A 15,398-nucleotide genomic window follows, 5' to 3' on the forward strand; every position below is an offset into this window, starting at 1 on the left:
ATGAAAGACCCGAAGACACTGCTGCGGGTCAGCATCATTGGCACAACCCTCGTGGCGCTGTGTTGCTTCACCCCTGTTCTGGTCATTTTGCTCGGTGTGGTCGGCTTGTCCGCGCTGACCGGCTATCTGGACTATGTGCTGCTGCCTGCGCTGGCGATTTTCATCGGCTTGACCATCTACGCCATCCAACGAAAACGCCAAGCCGATGCCTGCTGCACCCCGAAATTCAATGGAGTAAAAAAATGACCGAAATCACCGTGAATGGCATGACCTGCACATCCTGCGCCACCCATGTCAAAGATGCTTTGGAAAAGATTCCCGGCGTGAATGCCGCTGTGGTGTCCTATCCAGAAAGCCGCGCGCAAGTCATGGCAGACACCGCCGTGAGCCACAACCAACTGCTGGCCGCCATCGCCGCATTGGGTTATCAAGGCTCGATCCGGGTTGGTGATTTCAAAGATGAACCAAAAATCCGTGATGCACTTGAGGGCGCCGGTTTGCATATCGCCATCATTGGCAGCGGCGGGGCCGCGATGGCGGCGGCGCTGAAGGCCGTCGAGCAAGGCGCGACGGTCACGCTGATCGAACGCGGCACCATCGGCGGCACCTGCGTCAATATCGGCTGTGTGCCGTCCAAGATCATGATCCGCGCTGCCCATATTGCCCATCTGCGCCGGGAAAGTCCGTTCGACGGCGGTATTGCGGCAACTGTGCCTGCGATTGACCGCAGCAAACTGCTGGCCCAGCAGCAGGCCCGTGTCGATGAACTGCGGCACGCCAAATACGAAGGCATCCTGGACGGCAATCCAGCCATCACCGTTTTGCACGGTGAAGCGCGTTTCAAGGACGACCAGAGCCTGGTCGTCCGTTTGAACGAGGGTGGCGAGCGCGAGGTAACGTTCGACCGCTGCCTGGTCGCCACCGGTGCCAGTCCGGCCGTGCCGCCGATTCCGGGCCTGAAAGAGTCACCCTACTGGACTTCCACCGAAGCGCTTGTCAGCGACACCATTCCCGCACGCCTGGCCGTGATCGGTTCGTCGGTGGTGGCGTTGGAACTGGCGCAAGCCTTTGCCCGGCTCGGCAGCCAGGTCACGATCCTGGCACGCAGCACCTTGTTCTTCCGGGAAGACCCGGCCATCGGCGAGGCCGTGACAGCCGCTTTCCGCGCCGAGGGCATCGAGGTGCTGGAGCACACGCAAGCCAGCCAGGTCGCCCATGTGAACGGCGAATTCGTGCTGACCACCGGACACGGTGAATTGCGCGCTGACAAGTTGCTGGTTGCCACCGGTCGGGCACCGAATACGCGCAGCCTCGCGCTGGACGCGGCGGGGGTCACTGTCAATGCGCAAGGGGCCATCGTTATCGACCAAGGCATGCGCACGAGCAACCCGAACATCTACGCGGCCGGCGACTGCACCGACCAGCCGCAGTTCGTCTACGTGGCAGCGGCCGCCGGCACCCGTGCCGCGATCAACATGACCGGCGGCGACGCAGCCCTCAATCTGACCGCGATGCCGGCAGTGGTGTTCACCGACCCGCAAGTCGCCACCGTGGGCTACAGCGAGGCGGAAGCGCACCACGATGGCATCGAGACCGACAGTCGCACGCTGACACTCGACAACGTTCCGCGAGCGCTTGCCAACTTCGACACACGCGGCTTCATCAAGCTGGTCATCGAGGAAGGTAGCGGACGGCTCATCGGCGTGCAGGCGGTGGCCCCGGAAGCGGGCGAACTGATCCAGACGGCGGTGCTCGCCATCCGCAACCGCATGACGGTGCAGGAACTGGCCGACCAGTTGTTCCCCTACCTGACAATGGTCGAGGGGTTGAAGCTTGCGGCGCAGACCTTCAACAAGGACGTGAAGCAGCTTTCCTGCTGCGCTGGATAAAAAAAGGAGGTTTTCAATGAGCGCCTACACCGTGTCCCGGCTGGCCCTTGATGCCGGGGTGAGCGTGCATATCGTGCGCGACTACCTGCTGCGCGGATTGCTGCGTCCGGTGGCGTGCACCCCGGGCGGCTATGGCCTGTTCGATGATGCCGCCTTGCAACGGCTGTGCTTCGTGCGGGCGGCCTTCGAGGCGGGCATCGGCCTGGACGCGCTGGCGCGGCTGTGCCGGGCGCTGGATGCTGCGGACGGCGATGAAGCGGCCGCGCAGCTTGCCGTTCTGCGTCAGTTCGTCGAGCGTCGGCGCGAAGCGTTGGCCGATCTGGAGGTGCAGTTGGCCACCATGCCGACCGAGCCGGCACAGCACGCGGAGAGTCTGCCATGAACAGCCCCGAGCGCTTGCCGTCCGAGACGCACAAACCGATCACCGGCTACCTGTGGGGCGCGCTGGCCGTGCTCACCTGTCCCTGCCATTTGCCGATTCTCGCCATTGTGCTGGCCGGCACGACGGCCGGCGCGTTCATCGGAGAGTACTGGGGTATCGCAGCCCTCACGCTGACCGGTTTGTTCGTCCTGTCTGTGACACGACTGCTGCGGGCCTTCAAAGATCGATCATGAGCGCTTCCCATTGAGACAAACCACGCTGTCGCTACGTTGCCTCATGCCGGCATCAAATTCGGCTGAGTAGCTTCTCGCCATCTGGACGTAGCTCACCCTTGGGTGAAACATGCCGATACAGGGTCTGCCGCGTGACGCCAAGTTCCTGGCACAGGTCGCCGACCTTGGTCTCTGGCTGACCCATTGCCGCCATCGCCAGCCGCAGCTTGGCGGCGGTCATCTTGAACGGCCGGCCGCCTTTCCGCCCGCGCGCGCGGGCCGAGGCTAGGCCGGCAATCGTGCGCTCCGCGATCAACTCGCGCTCGAACTCGGCCAGGGCGGCGAAGATGCCAAAGACCAGCTTGCCGGCGGCGGTCGTGGTGTCGATGGCCGCGCCGTGCCCGGTTAATACCTTCAAGCCGATGCCGCGCCCAGTCAGGTCGTGCACGGTGTTGATGAGATGTCGCAGGTCGCGTCCGAGCCGATCCAGTTTCCACACGACCAGTGTGTCGCCAGTTCGCAACGCCTTCAGGCAGCTCGTCAAGCCGGGCCGATCCTCGCGCATGCCGGATGCCTGGTCCTCGTAAAGATGTACTGGATCGACCCCGGCGGCAATCAGCGCGTCGCGCTGCAAATCGGTAGCCTGGGAGCCGTCCGCCTTCGATACCCGCATGTAGCCTATCAGCATGTCGTACCTGTCACATATACGTTCGATTATGTGACAGTTTGCATCGGGAAGCTCTGCACGTCAAAATTTGTCACTTAACCCGTCATTCTGTCTAAGGCATGCAAAGGGTAGGCTAGGCTCATAATGTGACAGAAATTCCGGGGGGATGCCTTCCTTCGCGAAGGTGGCGCGCAACTGTTCCAAGGAAGCGGGGTCGCGCCGACCATAGGAAGCCAACGCGAACAGCGAGCGTGCCGTCTCGGGGTTGTGTCGTGCTTCAATGATGGCCTCATCAATGGCCTGGATTGCACGCTGCCAGTGATCGACGGGTTCGGGCTTCGGCGCTTTCGCCGGCAGGCCACTGGTGAACCCGGTTTGGGGCTCGGACCAGAATAGCTTTGCGTGCTCGCCTGGCGGGCTTATATCCCTCACCTCAATCAAGCTGATTGCCGTTGCCGCCGCCTCCAGCATCTGCAACCGTACTGCCGGGTTCAGGGTTTCATACGGTCGCCACAGACTTTGCCCAGCACGCAGCGGATGCCCGCAGCATTCCCAGATTTGGCGGAGATACCCCGCGTAGGTGCCGCACGTCGAAAGCGGGGTGTTCAGCTCATCGAGCAGCGTGCGTAGCAGCCTAAACCACAATCCGGCGTGGATGCGTCGGCGCGGCAACTCCACGTGGCCGGTCGTCAGTGCCTGCCAGGTACGCTGGTCCATCGCCGCAATCGCGTCGCTGGCAGTGCGCGGTTCGGCGTCGGCGTTCTCCCAGCCGAGAAACCGCCCTGGCACGCCCCAATAGGATTCCAGCCAGCAGCCATGCAGTGGGCAGCTCAGCATCAGGGGCAGCTTCCACGCGAGCAGTACGGCTTGGTTCTCCGGATCGTTCAGGCAGAGCGGACAGGCGCGGTGTATCGGTTGGGTGGGCAGCCAGGCACGCCAGCTCGTGATGGATCGCGTCTTACGGCGGAGTCTCGGCAGCAGTACCGAGAGCTGGAACGCATAGGTTTCCAATGCGGCTGGAATCTGATCATCAAGGCTGTCCAGTAGCCAAGGCACCCAGCCGGCGAAACTCATGCAGCGCAGCCGATCCAGCTCGATACCGCTCCGCTGGGAGAGCATCGCCAGCAGCGCCAGTGGTGGCGCGGTGTCCAGGTCATCAACCTGGCCGTGACCAAGATCGTGCTCCAGCAGCTCGGACACTTCCATGTGATAGCAAAGGGCCACGCGGTTGAGCCACGAAGACAGGGCTTCGGCTTCCCTGGGTGCCGGATGCAGTGGCCAGCGTGGCGCTGGCTTCACATCAGTTCCCGCTCGAATTGCCGCCGCCGCTCGCTGGGACCGGTGTAATCGGCCATGCTGAGCGTGCGGTGGTTGATCGCTTCCTCACCACTCTCCACGGCGGCCACGGCCGCCGCCATCAAAAGGTGCGCCAGCTCGCCAATAGTGCCCTCGCTGCGCGTGAGCAGGTAGCGAGCCATGTCCAGCGTGGCAATCGACGAAGGTCGCCGCAGCGGGAGCGAAGCCGCGAAGCTGGCCAGCAGTGAACAGCAATCGTCGTTGGCCTCCCACACCGGCAGCATCATCGGCTCGAAGCGATTTTCCAACTGGTCATCCGAGCGGATGGCCAGGTAGGCGTCGCGTGTGCCCACACCGACCAGCGGGATGCGCAATTCGTTGCCGAGGAAGCGCAGCAGGTTGAGGAATTCCCGGCGGTTGACGCTGTTGCCGGCCAGGACGTTGTGCAGCTCGTCGATCACCAGCAAACGCACACCGAGCTTGCGCAGCAGTGTCAGCGCCAGTTGCTCTATTTCCGGCAGCCGTGGGCGCGGTCGCAATGGTGCTCCCATCGCCGCGAGCAGCGCGACGTAGAAGCGGATCACCGATGGCTCGGACGGCATCTGCACGACCAATACCGGGATGTGCTCCTGGTCGGCGTCGGAGCTGGCCGGGTGGGCGCGGCGGAACTTCTCGACGATCATCGACTTGCCGTTGTTGGTTGGACCGACCAACAGCAGGTTGGGCATGCGTTGTTTGTTTGGCCACGTATACAGGGCTTCCAGCCGGTTCAACGCCTCGACTGCTCGCGGATAGCCGATCCAGCGGTCGGCGCGAAGGCGATGGATGCGCTCGTCCGCCGGGAGACGGGCCAAGCCCTGGGCCGCCGGCAGCAGGTGGGACAGGTCGATGATGGGATATTCGTCCACGGCTACCACTCCTCAATCTGGTCGAACGGTTTGGCAGGTGGCTGGTTGTCCGCCTGCGGGTCTGCCATGTCCGTGTCCGCTGGTGGCGTGGTTTTGACAGGTTGTTCCGTTGACTTGAGATGCTGGCGTCGATCCGCGTCGCGCCGCGCCTTGCGCGTGGCTTTCTGCGCAGTGGTCACGATTTCGCGCATCTGCCCGATCATGCGGAACAGCGCCGACTCATCCACCTGTTCGCGCCCTTGCTGCCGCAATTTCGCCAGCGCCTGCCGTTGTTCCCAGAGGGTGACAGCCGGGTGCGACAAGGTACGGTATGGAATTTCCAGATAGTGCTGCCCCTCCGGCTCCAGCACCCAAATGCGGCTGATGTCGCGTGGGTCGCGCCGGATCAGGAACGCAGGCAGGCGGTCGCGCCGAGCTATCCACGGCTTGAGCGCATCGGCGTAGTAGTGGATGTGGTCGATGACGAAGCCAGTGCGGGTCAGGGTGCGGCGGAGGACGGGCAGGAAATCGACCAGAAAAGCCGTGGTGCGAGTGATGACGGTTGGAACGCCGGTACGCGCGACAGCTTCGGCCCAGCGTGCGGCCGGCGGTTGGAGCAGGCCGTTGTGCACGGAGCCGTGATAGGTGCCAACCGCCAATGCGAGCCAGCGTTCCAGCTCGCGCAGTGTCAGGGCGGCCATCTTCTCGGAGGCGTATTCCCCGCGCTGGTCAGGGTTGGAGAAGGTCGTCCCCGGCAATTCGTCGTGGATCATTTGCATCGCCGTGCCGATGATCCGTTCCACGATGCCGCCATAGTGCGGCTGCCCGAGAGGCCGATAGTCCAACCGGATGCCATGCTGCTCGCAGCCACGGCGTAGCGCCTCGCTCTTGAATTCGGCCGCGTTGTCCAGGTAGAGCAGCGCGGGCTTGCCGCTCATCGGCCAGTCCATTTCCACGTCCAACCTTTCCAACCAAGGGCGCTTGTCGCAACCGGCGTGTGCGAGGCACAGGCCGACCGAGACGGCAGATGGCGCTTCTAACGTGACCACCATGCCAACCACGCAGCGGGTGAACACGTCGATGGCGAGGGTCAGGTACGGACGGCCAATCGGTTGCCGGTCGCGCTCGTCCACCACGATCAGGTCGATGACTGTGTGGTCGATCTGTACCTGCTCCAGCGGTGCGGAGACTGGCGGAGGAACACCGCCAACACCTTGCAGGATGCGGGACGCATCCTGGCCTTCCCGAAGTCGAGTGGTCTTGAGTGGATCAAGGCTGGCGATCCGCAACGCGACCGTGTTGCGCGCCGGCATCCGCAGCTTTTGCAGCTTGCACACCCGCGCAACTTCACGGTGGAACGCCGCCAAGCTGCGCTTCTGCTTGGTCAGGAAGCGCTTTTGCAGTAGCTCGCGGATGATTCGTTCGACCGACTCCGGCAAGCGGCCTTTACCTTTGCCACCGCTCGACTGTCCAAGAGCCAAATCAGTGACCAGCCCCGAACCTTGCCGGGCACGGCGGATCAGGACGTAGACCTGCCGCCGGGACAGACCCAGCGCCTGGGCTGCTGCGTCGGCCGCTTCATGCCCGACCGTCTCCGACTGCGCCAACGGCCCAATGATCTCCGCGCGGCAGCGAGCACGCTCCCATGCCTGTTCTGACAGGGTGGCTACGCCGCGCTCGGCAATCGGTACGGTATCGGTCGCCATGCTCGCCTCGCTTTGGTGCACACGAGTATTGAGCATAGACGAGTTTCGTGCAGAGGAGTCCTGATATCGGGCTGTCAGGAGCCGTATGCACAGCAGGCTTCATGTCTCGTTGATTGGTGCAGTCGTCTTCTGAAAATGACATCCCGATGCAAACTGTCACATAATCGAACGTATTTGTGACAATGGGGGCGGTATGCTGATCGGCTACATGCGAGTATCGAAGGCAGACGGCTCCCAGACAATTACTCTGCAACAAGATGCTTTGATTGCTGCCGGAGTGGCAGCTGCACATCTGTATGAGGACATGGCTTCGGGACGGAAAGATGATCGGCCCGGATTGGCCGCGTGTCTGAAGGCCCTGCGTGAAGGCGATACCTTGGTGGTTTGGAAGCTCGATCGACTAGGGCGTAACCTTCGCCACTTAATTAACACTGTCCACGACCTTACCGCGCGTAGCGTAGGACTGAAGGTGCTTACCGGCCACGGTGCGGCCATCGACACTACTACTGCGGCGGGAAAGCTGGTGTTCGGGATTTTCGCGGCACTGGCAGAGTTCGAGCGGGAGTTGATTTCTGAGCGGACGGTCGCCGGGCTCGTCTCGGCGCGTGCTCGCGGCAGGAAAGGGGGGCGCCCGTTCAAGATGACCGCTGCCAAACTACGCCTAGCGATGGCGGCCATGGGACAGCCGGAAACCAAGGTGTCGGATTTGTGTGAAGAGCTGGATATTACCCGTCAGACGCTCTATCGACATGTCTCGCCCAAGGGCGAGCTGCGGCGTGACGGAGCGAAACTACTGGAGAGAGCCCAATGAGTTGCTCAGAATCCTGATTCTCAAGAGTATGACGCCCGATCAGAACGGGGTAGTTCATCTTGCCTTGATTCTTCAAGGAGAACTGCTCGTTATAGATCTGGTCTCCAATGCAAATAGTCATCTGCACCACCGGTTGGTGCTCGGCGCCACCGGCACCCCGGACTTTTAAATTACGCTCAACCTTATGCTCGAACGGACAAGTTGTTTTACCTTCTGTCCATTATGGTTCACCCTCAGTCACGCAAGCGGCTGAACACATAGCCGTGATCTTTTTGTGAGGTATGGCAGGCAAAGCAGGCGGTTGTCGCGTTGGTCCTCACGACGCGATTGCCGTCGATGTTTAATCGAAATGCGACCTCTTGCTGGCGGGGAGGCCCGACCATAGCTCCTCGATGTTCTTGAAACCCCAGTCGCTAGCCGACTCGCGGCCGACGATCTTGTCACGACCGGCCAGTTTGCTAAGATCAACCAGTTCCTGGGCAATGGGCATTTTCGTGCGGGTCGAGAAGAACACCTTGACCATGGGTGTCAGCAGTGAACTCTTGTGCTGCTCCATGATGACGCCGAGACGCCCACTTTCTAAGCGCACCAAGGCGCCAACCGGGTAGATGCCCACCGACTTGACGAAGGCCTGGAACACCTGGTCGTCGAAGTGTCCCTTCCATTCAGCCATCTTGCGAATCGCTATGGCGGGATCCCAGCCCCTCTTGTAGGGGCGCTCCGACGTGATCGCGTCATACACGTCACACACCGCGCCCATGCGCGCGAACAGACTGATTTGCTCACCGACCAGGCGATAGGGGTAGCCGGAGCCATCGACCTTCTCATGATGGTGCAGGCAAACGTCGAGCGTGAGCGCGCTGACCTGGCGGCTTTTCAGCAACATCCTGCCGCCCGCTCTGGGATGGCTGCGCATGATGCTGAACTCGGCGTCGGTCAGTTTGTCAGGCTTATTGAGGATCGCATCCGGTATGGACACCTTGCCGATGTCGTGCAGGAGGCCGGCCAAGCCTGCCTCCCGGACTTGGTCGGCCGACAGGCCAAGCTGGCGGGCCAGGGCAATCATCAATGCACACACCGCCACAGAGTGCATGTAGGTGTATTCGGCGGAAGTCTTCAGACGTGCCAGGCTGATTAAGGCATTGGGGTGACGCAGTACCGAGTCGGAAACTTCCTCCACCAGCGCCGCGACGTGCTCCAAGTTGATAGCTTGGCCCATGCGCGCCTCGTTGAACATCTCGACAATGGCGACTTTGGAGCGGGCGCAGAGCTTGAGGGCACGTGACAGCTCTTCAGTCATCCCGGCTAGAGGCGGCAGCGCCGTGTTGTCCACGGCTAGCAATCGGGCTTCGGTTTCAACCTCAACTTCTTCGAGCGTATTGCTTGCCTGGCCTTGGGCAGTGTCCTGCCCCTTGCTGGTGTCGATCCATAGCGTCGTCACATTGGATTTGAGGATGCGCTGTCGATCGTGCTCGCTATGGAGCAACCAACGCGCTCTCCAGAAAGGGTGGTCCATCCATGAACCACAAAGCTCATGGATGTACATGCCGAGGCGGACCTCGGTAACCGCGATACGTTTCAGCACGATGAAGATCTCCCCATAGGATTTGACCACACGTCTGTTATGCGCAGTGCCGATGATCCGGCTGTTCGTGAGTTCTACCGGGTATGACCATGCTCCTTGGCCAGCATACTCACCGCCTGCACCGCATTGCTGGCACCGTCGCTAATTTGCTGGATCACCGCGCCCGCCTGATCCGCCAGGTCGACGCCTTTAGTGGCCCGGTCACGGGTGCCTTCCATGCTCTTGATGGCTAGCTGTGTTTCGTTCTGGATCATGCCAATCATCCCGGAAATCTCCGCCGTCGAGCCACTGGTGCGTGCGGCCAACTGACGGACTTCATCGGCCACCACCGCAAAGCCGCGACCTTGTTCACCCGCTCGAGCGGCTTCGATAGCAGCGTTCAAAGCCAACAGGTTGGTCTGATCGGCAATTCCGCGGATGGTGTTGACGATGGTGGTGATCTGCTCGGAGCGTTCGCCAAGTTTGGTGATGAGGGCTGACGAACCTTCGATATTCGAGGCAATCTCCCGCATTTCACTCGCTGCTTGTTGGATCACCGTGGAGCCATGTTCAGCCGCTTGGCGTGTCTCGACCGAGATGTGATACGCCTCGCTAGCGCTCTGAGCGTCCTGCGCATGCTTCTCCATCTTGGCGGTGATGTCTGTAGCAAACTTCACCACTTTGCATAACCGTCCGCTAGCGTCATACACCGGGTTGTAGTTAGCTTCCAGCCACAAGGTTTGCCCGCGCTTGCCTACCCGTTCGAATTGCCCACTGAAAAACTCGCCCTGATTCAGGCGTCGCCAGAAGTCCTGGTACTCGCTGCCGTTGGCCAGTGCTGGACGGCAGAACAGTTTGTGATGTTTGCCCTTGAGTTCGGCCAGACTGTAACCGACCACATCCAAGAAGTTCTGGTTGGCGTCAATAATGCTGCCGTCCAGATTGAACTCGATGATGGCCATGGACCGGTCTATGGCCTGCAACTTATTTTTGGCTTCACTCTCCTGTTGTACCCACAAGGTGACGTCAAGGGCATACTTAACCACCTTCACCACGTTACCAAGCTCGTCCTTGACCGGGTTATAGCTGGCTTCCAGCCAGATCGTCTGGCCATTGCCGGCAATTCGCTCGAAGGTGCCCGACTCGAACTGGCCGGCGTTGAGACGGGACCATAATTGTGAGTACTCGCCACTGCGGGCATAGGCAGGCGTGCAGAATTGGCGGTGCGGCTGGCCGAGCACTTGCTCCAGGCGATAGCCCATGGTCTTTAAAAAGTTGTCGTTGGCCCGGAGGACGATGCCATTGAGGTCGAATTCGACTACCGCCATGGAGCGGTTGATGGCTTCGAGCAGACTGGCTTGCTGGGCGATGGTTTGTTGCAGGGCGCTGATATTTTTTTTATTAGAATTGAATAGCACGATGGCAATAGCTCTGAAGTGGAAACCGATGAAAGTCCGTCCATAGTGATCGCGCTTGCCAACCAAAAAACCTTGCTCATCGGTGTAAGCGGCTCAATGTCTCCGTCCATGGTTACCGTTGCAAGATGCTGAATGTTGGAAGTTTATGCAACGACTATTAGTGTCTATTTGCTACCACTCGTGTCCTGCAAGACGCTATTAGCATGAAATGTCCATCTGGCGGCATGCCATAGCTGTCAGTACCCCAGATTGACTAGCGTCAGGTTACTCATTTTCCTGACACACCTTTGCCTACAAATTTGCGAGTGGTGGGGTGGGGCTCGGATGTACATGACCTATAGAGATCCTCTCGTGCCAGCCCATGAGTCCGCAACAGCGAGGGCTTCCTCAGTAGTGCAATCGACTTCTGACCTTAGGTGCAATCGACTTCTGAAAATGACAAATGCGAAAGATGACTCTATTCTGACTAAGCGGCGCGGCCCTGCCTGACATCCAGTTAGGGTATGCCTCAATCTGACGGTAGCGAGTCGCAGGCGTTCGGATCGGCATCGGTTTCGTTCCCTGTCTTGGCACGCGCTTCGAAGCGTTGATAACACTCCAACCCGCAGAAGTGCTCGACGTATTCCGCGCCTTCCGGGGTGAAGGCGGCATCGAGCGGGATTTCCTTGCAGCACACGCAGCAACTGGTGGTGGTCGAGTCACTTGCATTCATGGTGGCACCCCTCCATTGACTGACGAAGACGGCGAATGCCGCCGCCGGCATTGGCTTCGCGAACAGGAAGCCTTGTCCTGTGTCGCAGTCCGCTTGTCGCAATAGATCAAGACTCGCCGATGTTTCCACGCCTTCAGCCACCACATCCATGCCCAGCCCGTGCGCAAGCTGAATCACGGTGTGCACGATGGTTTGGTCGCGGCGGTCGTTGGCGAGCCCGGCGACAAACGATTGGTCGATCTTGAGCGTGCTGATTGGGCAGCACTTCAGATGTTGCAGACAGGAATACCCCGTCCCGAAGTCATCGGCGGCGAAGCGCACACCGATCTGCCGCAAGGCGTCCAGGGCGGGGAAGATCGCCGGATCACCAAACGCGACCGATTCGGTCAGCTCGATTTCGAGATACTCGGCGGGCAACTCGGCATCAGCCAGCACGCCCTTTACCCACCCGTCGAAGTCCGGTCCCACTTGGCTCGCCGAAGCATTGACGGCCAGCCGGAACGGTCGCCATGCCAGCATTCGCCAGTCACGCATCTGGCGGCAGGCTTCGCCCAGCACCCAAGCGCCGATTTCAGGCATCAGGCCGGACGATTCGACCACGGGCAGGAACTGGCCCGGTGGCAATAGTCCAAGCGTCGGATGACGCCAGCGCAACAGGGCTTCCGCGCCGACAATCCCACCACTGCGCAGATCGACGACGGGCTGGTAGTGCAGTTCAAGCTGCCCGCGCTCGACCGCTTGGGCCAGTTCCGGCGTCGTCCATCCATCCGGCCGGAAAGCGCTCATTCTCTTTCCCTGAATGCCCGCAACGCCCGCGACAGGGACAGAAGGAACAGGCCGGTCAAACCGAGCGCCGCGATGACCCAATGCTCGCCGAGGAAAGCACCGGCGGTTGTGCCGGCCAGCACGACAGCGAGGATGGGCAGGTGGCAGGGGCAAGTCAGCACAGCCAGTCCGCCCCACAGGTAGCCGGTGATCGGTTTGTGCGTCTCGGACGGCAAGCGCTCGGGGTTGTTCATGGCAGACTCTCCGCGTGCTGTGCCGGCTCGGTCGGCAGGGTGGCCAACTGCACTTCCAGATCGGCCAACGCTTCGCGCCGACGCTCGACGAACTGACGCAGCAGGGCAAGCTGCGCGGCCGCTTCGTCGCCGTCCGCCGCATCCAGCGCCCGGCACAGCCGCGCCAGCGCGTCGAGGCCGATGCCCGCCTCGAAGGCCGCCCGCACGAAGCACAGCCGTTGCAAGGCGGCGTCATCGAACAAGCCGTAGCCGCCTGGTGTGCACGCCACCGGGCGCAGCAATCCGCGCAGCAGGTAGTCGCGCACGATATGCACGCTCACCCCGGCATCAAGAGCCAGCCGGGACACCGTGTAGGCGTTCATTGAACACCTCCTTTTTCTCACCCGGCGCAGCAGGAAAGCTGCTTCACATCCTTGTTGAAGGTCTGCGCCGCGAGCTTCAACCCCTCGACCATCGTCAGGTAGGGGAACAACTGGTCGGCCAGTTCCTGCACCGTCATGCGGTTGCGAATGGCCAGAGCCGCCGTCTGGATCAGTTCACCCGCTTCCGGCGCGACCGCCTGTACGCCGATCAGCCGATGGCTGCCTTCCTCGATAACCAACTTGATGAAGCCGCGTGTGTCGAAGTTGGCGAGCGCACGCGGCACGTTGTCCAAGGTCAAGGTGCGGCTGTCGGTCTCGATCCCGTCGTGGTGGGCTTCCGCCTCGCTGTAGCCCACGGTCGCCACTTGCGGATCGGTGAACACCACGGCCGGCATTGCGGTCAGGTCGAGCGCCGCATCGCCGCCGGTCATGTTGATCGCGGCACGGGTGCCGGCCGCTGCCGCCACATAGACGAACTGCGGCTGGTCGGTGCAGTCGCCGGCCGCGTAGATGTTCGGGTTGCTCGTGCGCATGCCTTGGTCGATGACGATGGCACCTTGCGCATTGACAGTGACCCCCGCTGCGTCCAGCGCGAGGCTGCGCGTGTTCGGTGTCCGACCGGTGGCAACCAGCAGTTTGTCGGCGCGCAATTCACCGTGCGTGGTGGTCAGCACGAATTCACCGTCCATATGGGCGACCTGGCTGGCTTGCGTGTGCTCCAGCACCTCGATGCCCTCGGCACGGAAAGCGGCTGTCACCGCCTCGCCGATGGCCGGGTCTTCACGGAAGAACAAGGTATTGCGCGCCAGGACCGTGACCTTGCTGCCCAGCCGGGCAAAGGCTTGCGCCAGCTCCAGCGCCACCACCGACGAGCCGATTACGGCAAGGCGTTCGGGAATGGTGTCGCTCGCCAGGGCCTCGGTGGAAGTCCAGTAGGGTGACTCTTTCAACCCCGGAATCGGCGGGACCGCCGGGCTGGCACCCGTGGCGACCAGGCAGCGGTCGAACATCACGACGCGCTCGCCACCCTCGTTCAAACGGACGGTAAGGCTCTGGTCGTCCTTGAAGCGCGCCTCACCGTGCACAACGGTGATGGCCGGATTACCGCCCAGGATGCCTTCGTACTTGGCGTGCCGCAGTTCGTCGACGCGGGCCTGCTGCTGGGCCAGCAGCTTACTGCGGTCAATCGTAGGCACAGTTGCCGCAATACCGCCATCGAACGGGCTTTCCCGGCGCAGATGGGCGATGTGGGCGGCGCGGATCATGATCTTGGACGGCACACAGCCGACATTGACGCAGGTGCCGCCGATGGTGCCGCGCTCGATCAGCGTGACCTGCGCGCCTTGCTCGACGGCCTTCAGCGCCGCCGCCATCGCGGCTCCACCGCTGCCAATGACCGCTACCTGCACCGGGGGCTCGTTGCCACTGTGCTTTTCGGCGGCGGCCATCCATCCCCGCACCTTGTCGAGCAGTCCGACGCGGTTGTCCGCCAGTGGCGCATCGGCTAGCGTTGCCTTGTAGCCCAGTCCGGCCACGGCGGCAGTCAGCGCGTCCGGCGATGTGCCCGGCACGATGGCGAGTTGCGCTGTGCCCTTCGGATAGGACACCAGCGCCGACTGCACGCCTGGCACTTTTTCCAGCGCTTCCTTGACGTGCGCCGCGCACGAGTCGCAAGTCATGCCGGTGATTTTTAGATGGGTCATGCAACAGATCCTTTATCGTTTGTGGCGCCAGACAATGACGTCCGTTGTGCTGCGGTGCCGTTTTCAGTGACTCACTGCTTGACGCTGGACGGATAGCCCGCGTCTGCGGTTGCCTTGGTCAGCTTCTGCACGCTGGTCTTGGCATCGTCGAAGGTGACGACCGCTTGGCGTGTCTCGAAAGTCACGTCAACTTTGCTGACGCCTTCGACCTTGGAAATCGCCTTCTTGACAGTGATCGGGCAGGCGGAGCAGGTCATGCCCGGTACGGACAGCGTGACGGTCTGGGTGGCGGCCCAGACGGGGGCAACAACGGCGGCGAGGGCGAGGGAGGCAAACAGTTTCTTCATGGTGAACTCCGATCAGTAGAAAAATGGCATGACGTAGGGAAATCCGAGCGCGACCAGAACCAGCGCGGCCACGATCCAGAAAATGAGCTTGTAAGTAGCTCGCACTTGGGGAATCGCGCAGACCTCACCCGGTTTGCAGGCCGCTGCCTGCCGGTAGATGCGCCGCCAGGCGAAGAACAACGCCACCAGCGCCACGCCGATAAAGATGGGGCGATAGGGTTCCAACACCGCCAAGTTGCCGATCCAAGCGCCGCTGAACCCCAAGGCGATCAGAACCAACGGCCCGAGGCAGCAAGCCGAGGCGAGGATGGCGGCAAGCCCTCCAGTGAAGAGCGCGCCGCGCCCGGTTTTTGGTTCAGACATGCGCTTGTCCTTTCGAATTGAAATTGGATAGCGTAACCTTACTTCCGTACTCATGTACGG

General features: G+C 61.6%; 17 protein-coding genes and 1 pseudogene. 5 read left to right on the top strand and 13 right to left on the bottom strand.

Going from position 1 to position 15,398, the window contains the following annotated elements; translation table 11 throughout:
• The 4 genes from merF to merE (GEV39_RS25555) are packed head-to-tail and all read left to right on the top strand — an operon-like array spanning position 1 to position 2,504.
• On the top strand, positions 1-246 hold the full coding sequence (gene merF / locus GEV39_RS25540; RefSeq protein WP_000654684.1) for a mercury resistance system transport protein MerF: 246 nt from the start codon (positions 1-3) through the stop codon (positions 244-246).
• Complete coding sequence (merA, locus tag GEV39_RS25545) at positions 243-1,889, top strand: mercury(II) reductase (protein ID WP_000136268.1); 1,647 nt, start codon at positions 243-245, stop codon at positions 1,887-1,889. The genes merF and merA (GEV39_RS25545) overlap by 4 nt, the downstream gene beginning before the upstream one ends.
• Positions 1,890-1,905: 16 nt before the next feature.
• Entirely contained in the window at positions 1,906-2,271 is a 366-nt protein-coding gene (merD, locus tag GEV39_RS25550) for a mercury resistance co-regulator MerD (RefSeq protein ID WP_003465059.1), read from the top strand.
• Complete coding sequence (gene merE / locus GEV39_RS25555; protein WP_001087809.1) at positions 2,268-2,504, top strand: broad-spectrum mercury transporter MerE; 237 nt, start codon at positions 2,268-2,270, stop codon at positions 2,502-2,504. The genes merD (GEV39_RS25550) and merE (GEV39_RS25555) overlap by 4 nt, the downstream gene beginning before the upstream one ends.
• Positions 2,505-2,556: 52 nt before the next feature.
• Here merE (GEV39_RS25555) and GEV39_RS25560 read toward each other — a convergent pair whose 3' ends face one another.
• Genes GEV39_RS25560 through GEV39_RS25575 form a run of 4 tightly spaced genes read right to left on the bottom strand, consistent with a single transcriptional unit; the run spans position 2,557 to position 7,039 of the window.
• Complete coding sequence (locus tag GEV39_RS25560) at positions 2,557-3,171, bottom strand: recombinase family protein (protein ID WP_000904941.1); 615 nt, start codon at positions 3,169-3,171, stop codon at positions 2,557-2,559.
• A gap of 60 nt (positions 3,172-3,231) precedes the next feature.
• On the bottom strand, positions 3,232-4,425 hold the full coding sequence (locus GEV39_RS25565) for a TniQ family protein (protein WP_176601418.1): 1,194 nt from the start codon (positions 4,423-4,425) through the stop codon (positions 3,232-3,234).
• A 20-nt stretch (positions 4,426-4,445) separates the two neighbouring features.
• Positions 4,446-5,354, bottom strand: a complete 909-nt coding sequence (locus tag GEV39_RS25570) for a TniB family NTP-binding protein (protein ID WP_013741668.1) — start codon at positions 5,352-5,354, stop codon at positions 4,446-4,448.
• Between the two features lie 2 nt (positions 5,355-5,356).
• The gene (locus GEV39_RS25575) at positions 5,357-7,039 is read right to left on the bottom strand and encodes a TnsB C-terminal domain-containing protein (protein WP_011494284.1); all 1,683 of its coding nucleotides are present in this window, start codon (positions 7,037-7,039) and stop codon (positions 5,357-5,359) included.
• Between the two features lie 193 nt (positions 7,040-7,232).
• Here GEV39_RS25575 and GEV39_RS25580 point away from each other — a divergent pair, with 193 nt between their 5' ends.
• Positions 7,233-7,850, top strand: coding sequence for a recombinase family protein (locus tag GEV39_RS25580; protein ID WP_049277571.1), 618 nt, complete (start codon positions 7,233-7,235; stop codon positions 7,848-7,850).
• Here the strand turns inward: GEV39_RS25580 and GEV39_RS25585 are convergent.
• The 9 genes and pseudogenes from GEV39_RS25585 to merT all read right to left on the bottom strand — a co-directional run.
• Positions 7,765-8,040: pseudogene (locus tag GEV39_RS25585) on the bottom strand (putative ATP-dependent zinc protease); the annotation flags it as partial. The gene GEV39_RS25580 and the pseudogene GEV39_RS25585 overlap by 86 nt on opposite strands.
• Before the next feature lie 150 nt (positions 8,041-8,190).
• A complete protein-coding gene (locus tag GEV39_RS25590; RefSeq protein ID WP_049277576.1) occupies positions 8,191-9,435 on the bottom strand; it encodes a cyclic di-GMP phosphodiesterase in 1,245 nt (414 codons plus the stop codon).
• A 74-nt stretch (positions 9,436-9,509) separates the two neighbouring features.
• Entirely contained in the window at positions 9,510-10,832 is a 1,323-nt protein-coding gene (locus GEV39_RS25595; RefSeq protein ID WP_049277574.1) for a methyl-accepting chemotaxis protein, read from the bottom strand.
• Between the two features lie 508 nt (positions 10,833-11,340).
• Positions 11,341-12,330 carry a DUF3330 domain-containing protein gene (locus GEV39_RS25600; protein ID WP_012314201.1) on the bottom strand — a complete coding sequence of 330 codons (990 nt, stop codon included), beginning with the start codon at positions 12,328-12,330 and terminating at the stop codon, positions 11,341-11,343.
• Positions 12,327-12,563: a broad-spectrum mercury transporter MerE gene (gene merE / locus GEV39_RS25605; protein WP_003132004.1), complete on the bottom strand. Its 237-nt coding sequence runs from the start codon at positions 12,561-12,563 to the stop codon at positions 12,327-12,329. The genes GEV39_RS25600 and merE (GEV39_RS25605) overlap by 4 nt, the downstream gene beginning before the upstream one ends.
• Entirely contained in the window at positions 12,560-12,925 is a 366-nt protein-coding gene (gene merD / locus GEV39_RS25610) for a mercury resistance co-regulator MerD (RefSeq protein ID WP_000995360.1), read from the bottom strand. The genes merE (GEV39_RS25605) and merD (GEV39_RS25610) overlap by 4 nt, the downstream gene beginning before the upstream one ends.
• Positions 12,926-12,942: 17 nt before the next feature.
• The gene (gene merA / locus GEV39_RS25615; protein ID WP_003156770.1) at positions 12,943-14,628 is read right to left on the bottom strand and encodes a mercury(II) reductase; all 1,686 of its coding nucleotides are present in this window, start codon (positions 14,626-14,628) and stop codon (positions 12,943-12,945) included.
• A 71-nt stretch (positions 14,629-14,699) separates the two neighbouring features.
• Positions 14,700-14,975 (bottom strand): mercury resistance system periplasmic binding protein MerP, encoded by a 276-nt coding sequence (gene merP, locus GEV39_RS25620; protein ID WP_003131987.1) that lies wholly within the window; start codon positions 14,973-14,975, stop codon positions 14,700-14,702.
• A gap of 12 nt (positions 14,976-14,987) precedes the next feature.
• Entirely contained in the window at positions 14,988-15,338 is a 351-nt protein-coding gene (gene merT, locus GEV39_RS25625; protein ID WP_003131974.1) for a mercuric ion transporter MerT, read from the bottom strand.
• Positions 15,339-15,398: the final 60 nt, after the last annotated feature.

The sequence above is a fragment of the Pseudomonas sp. NY5710 genome (assembly GCF_013305665.1).
In the GTDB taxonomy this organism is placed as follows: Bacteria; Pseudomonadota; Gammaproteobacteria; order Pseudomonadales; family Pseudomonadaceae; genus Aquipseudomonas; species Aquipseudomonas juntendi.

Excerpts from the sequence above, each read along its gene's own strand:
- merF (WP_000654684.1), top strand. The coding sequence starts at position 1 with ATGAAAGACCCGAAGACACTGCTGCGGGTCAGCATCATTGGCACAACC.
- merA (WP_000136268.1), top strand. The coding sequence starts at position 243 with ATGACCGAAATCACCGTGAATGGCATGACCTGCACATCCTGCGCCACC.
- merD (WP_003465059.1), top strand. The coding sequence starts at position 1,906 with ATGAGCGCCTACACCGTGTCCCGGCTGGCCCTTGATGCCGGGGTGAGC.
- merE (WP_001087809.1), top strand. The coding sequence starts at position 2,268 with ATGAACAGCCCCGAGCGCTTGCCGTCCGAGACGCACAAACCGATCACC.
- GEV39_RS25560 (WP_000904941.1), bottom strand. The coding sequence starts at position 3,171 with ATGCTGATAGGCTACATGCGGGTATCGAAGGCGGACGGCTCCCAGGCT.
- GEV39_RS25575 (WP_011494284.1), bottom strand. The coding sequence starts at position 7,039 with ATGGCGACCGATACCGTACCGATTGCCGAGCGCGGCGTAGCCACCCTG.
- GEV39_RS25580 (WP_049277571.1), top strand. The coding sequence starts at position 7,233 with ATGCTGATCGGCTACATGCGAGTATCGAAGGCAGACGGCTCCCAGACA.
- GEV39_RS25600 (WP_012314201.1), bottom strand. The coding sequence starts at position 12,330 with ATGAGCGCTTTCCGGCCGGATGGATGGACGACGCCGGAACTGGCCCAA.
- merE (WP_003132004.1), bottom strand. The coding sequence starts at position 12,563 with ATGAACAACCCCGAGCGCTTGCCGTCCGAGACGCACAAACCGATCACC.
- merD (WP_000995360.1), bottom strand. The coding sequence starts at position 12,925 with ATGAACGCCTACACGGTGTCCCGGCTGGCTCTTGATGCCGGGGTGAGC.
- merA (WP_003156770.1), bottom strand. The coding sequence starts at position 14,628 with ATGACCCATCTAAAAATCACCGGCATGACTTGCGACTCGTGCGCGGCG.
- merP (WP_003131987.1), bottom strand. The coding sequence starts at position 14,975 with ATGAAGAAACTGTTTGCCTCCCTCGCCCTCGCCGCCGTTGTTGCCCCC.
- merT (WP_003131974.1), bottom strand. The coding sequence starts at position 15,338 with ATGTCTGAACCAAAAACCGGGCGCGGCGCGCTCTTCACTGGAGGGCTT.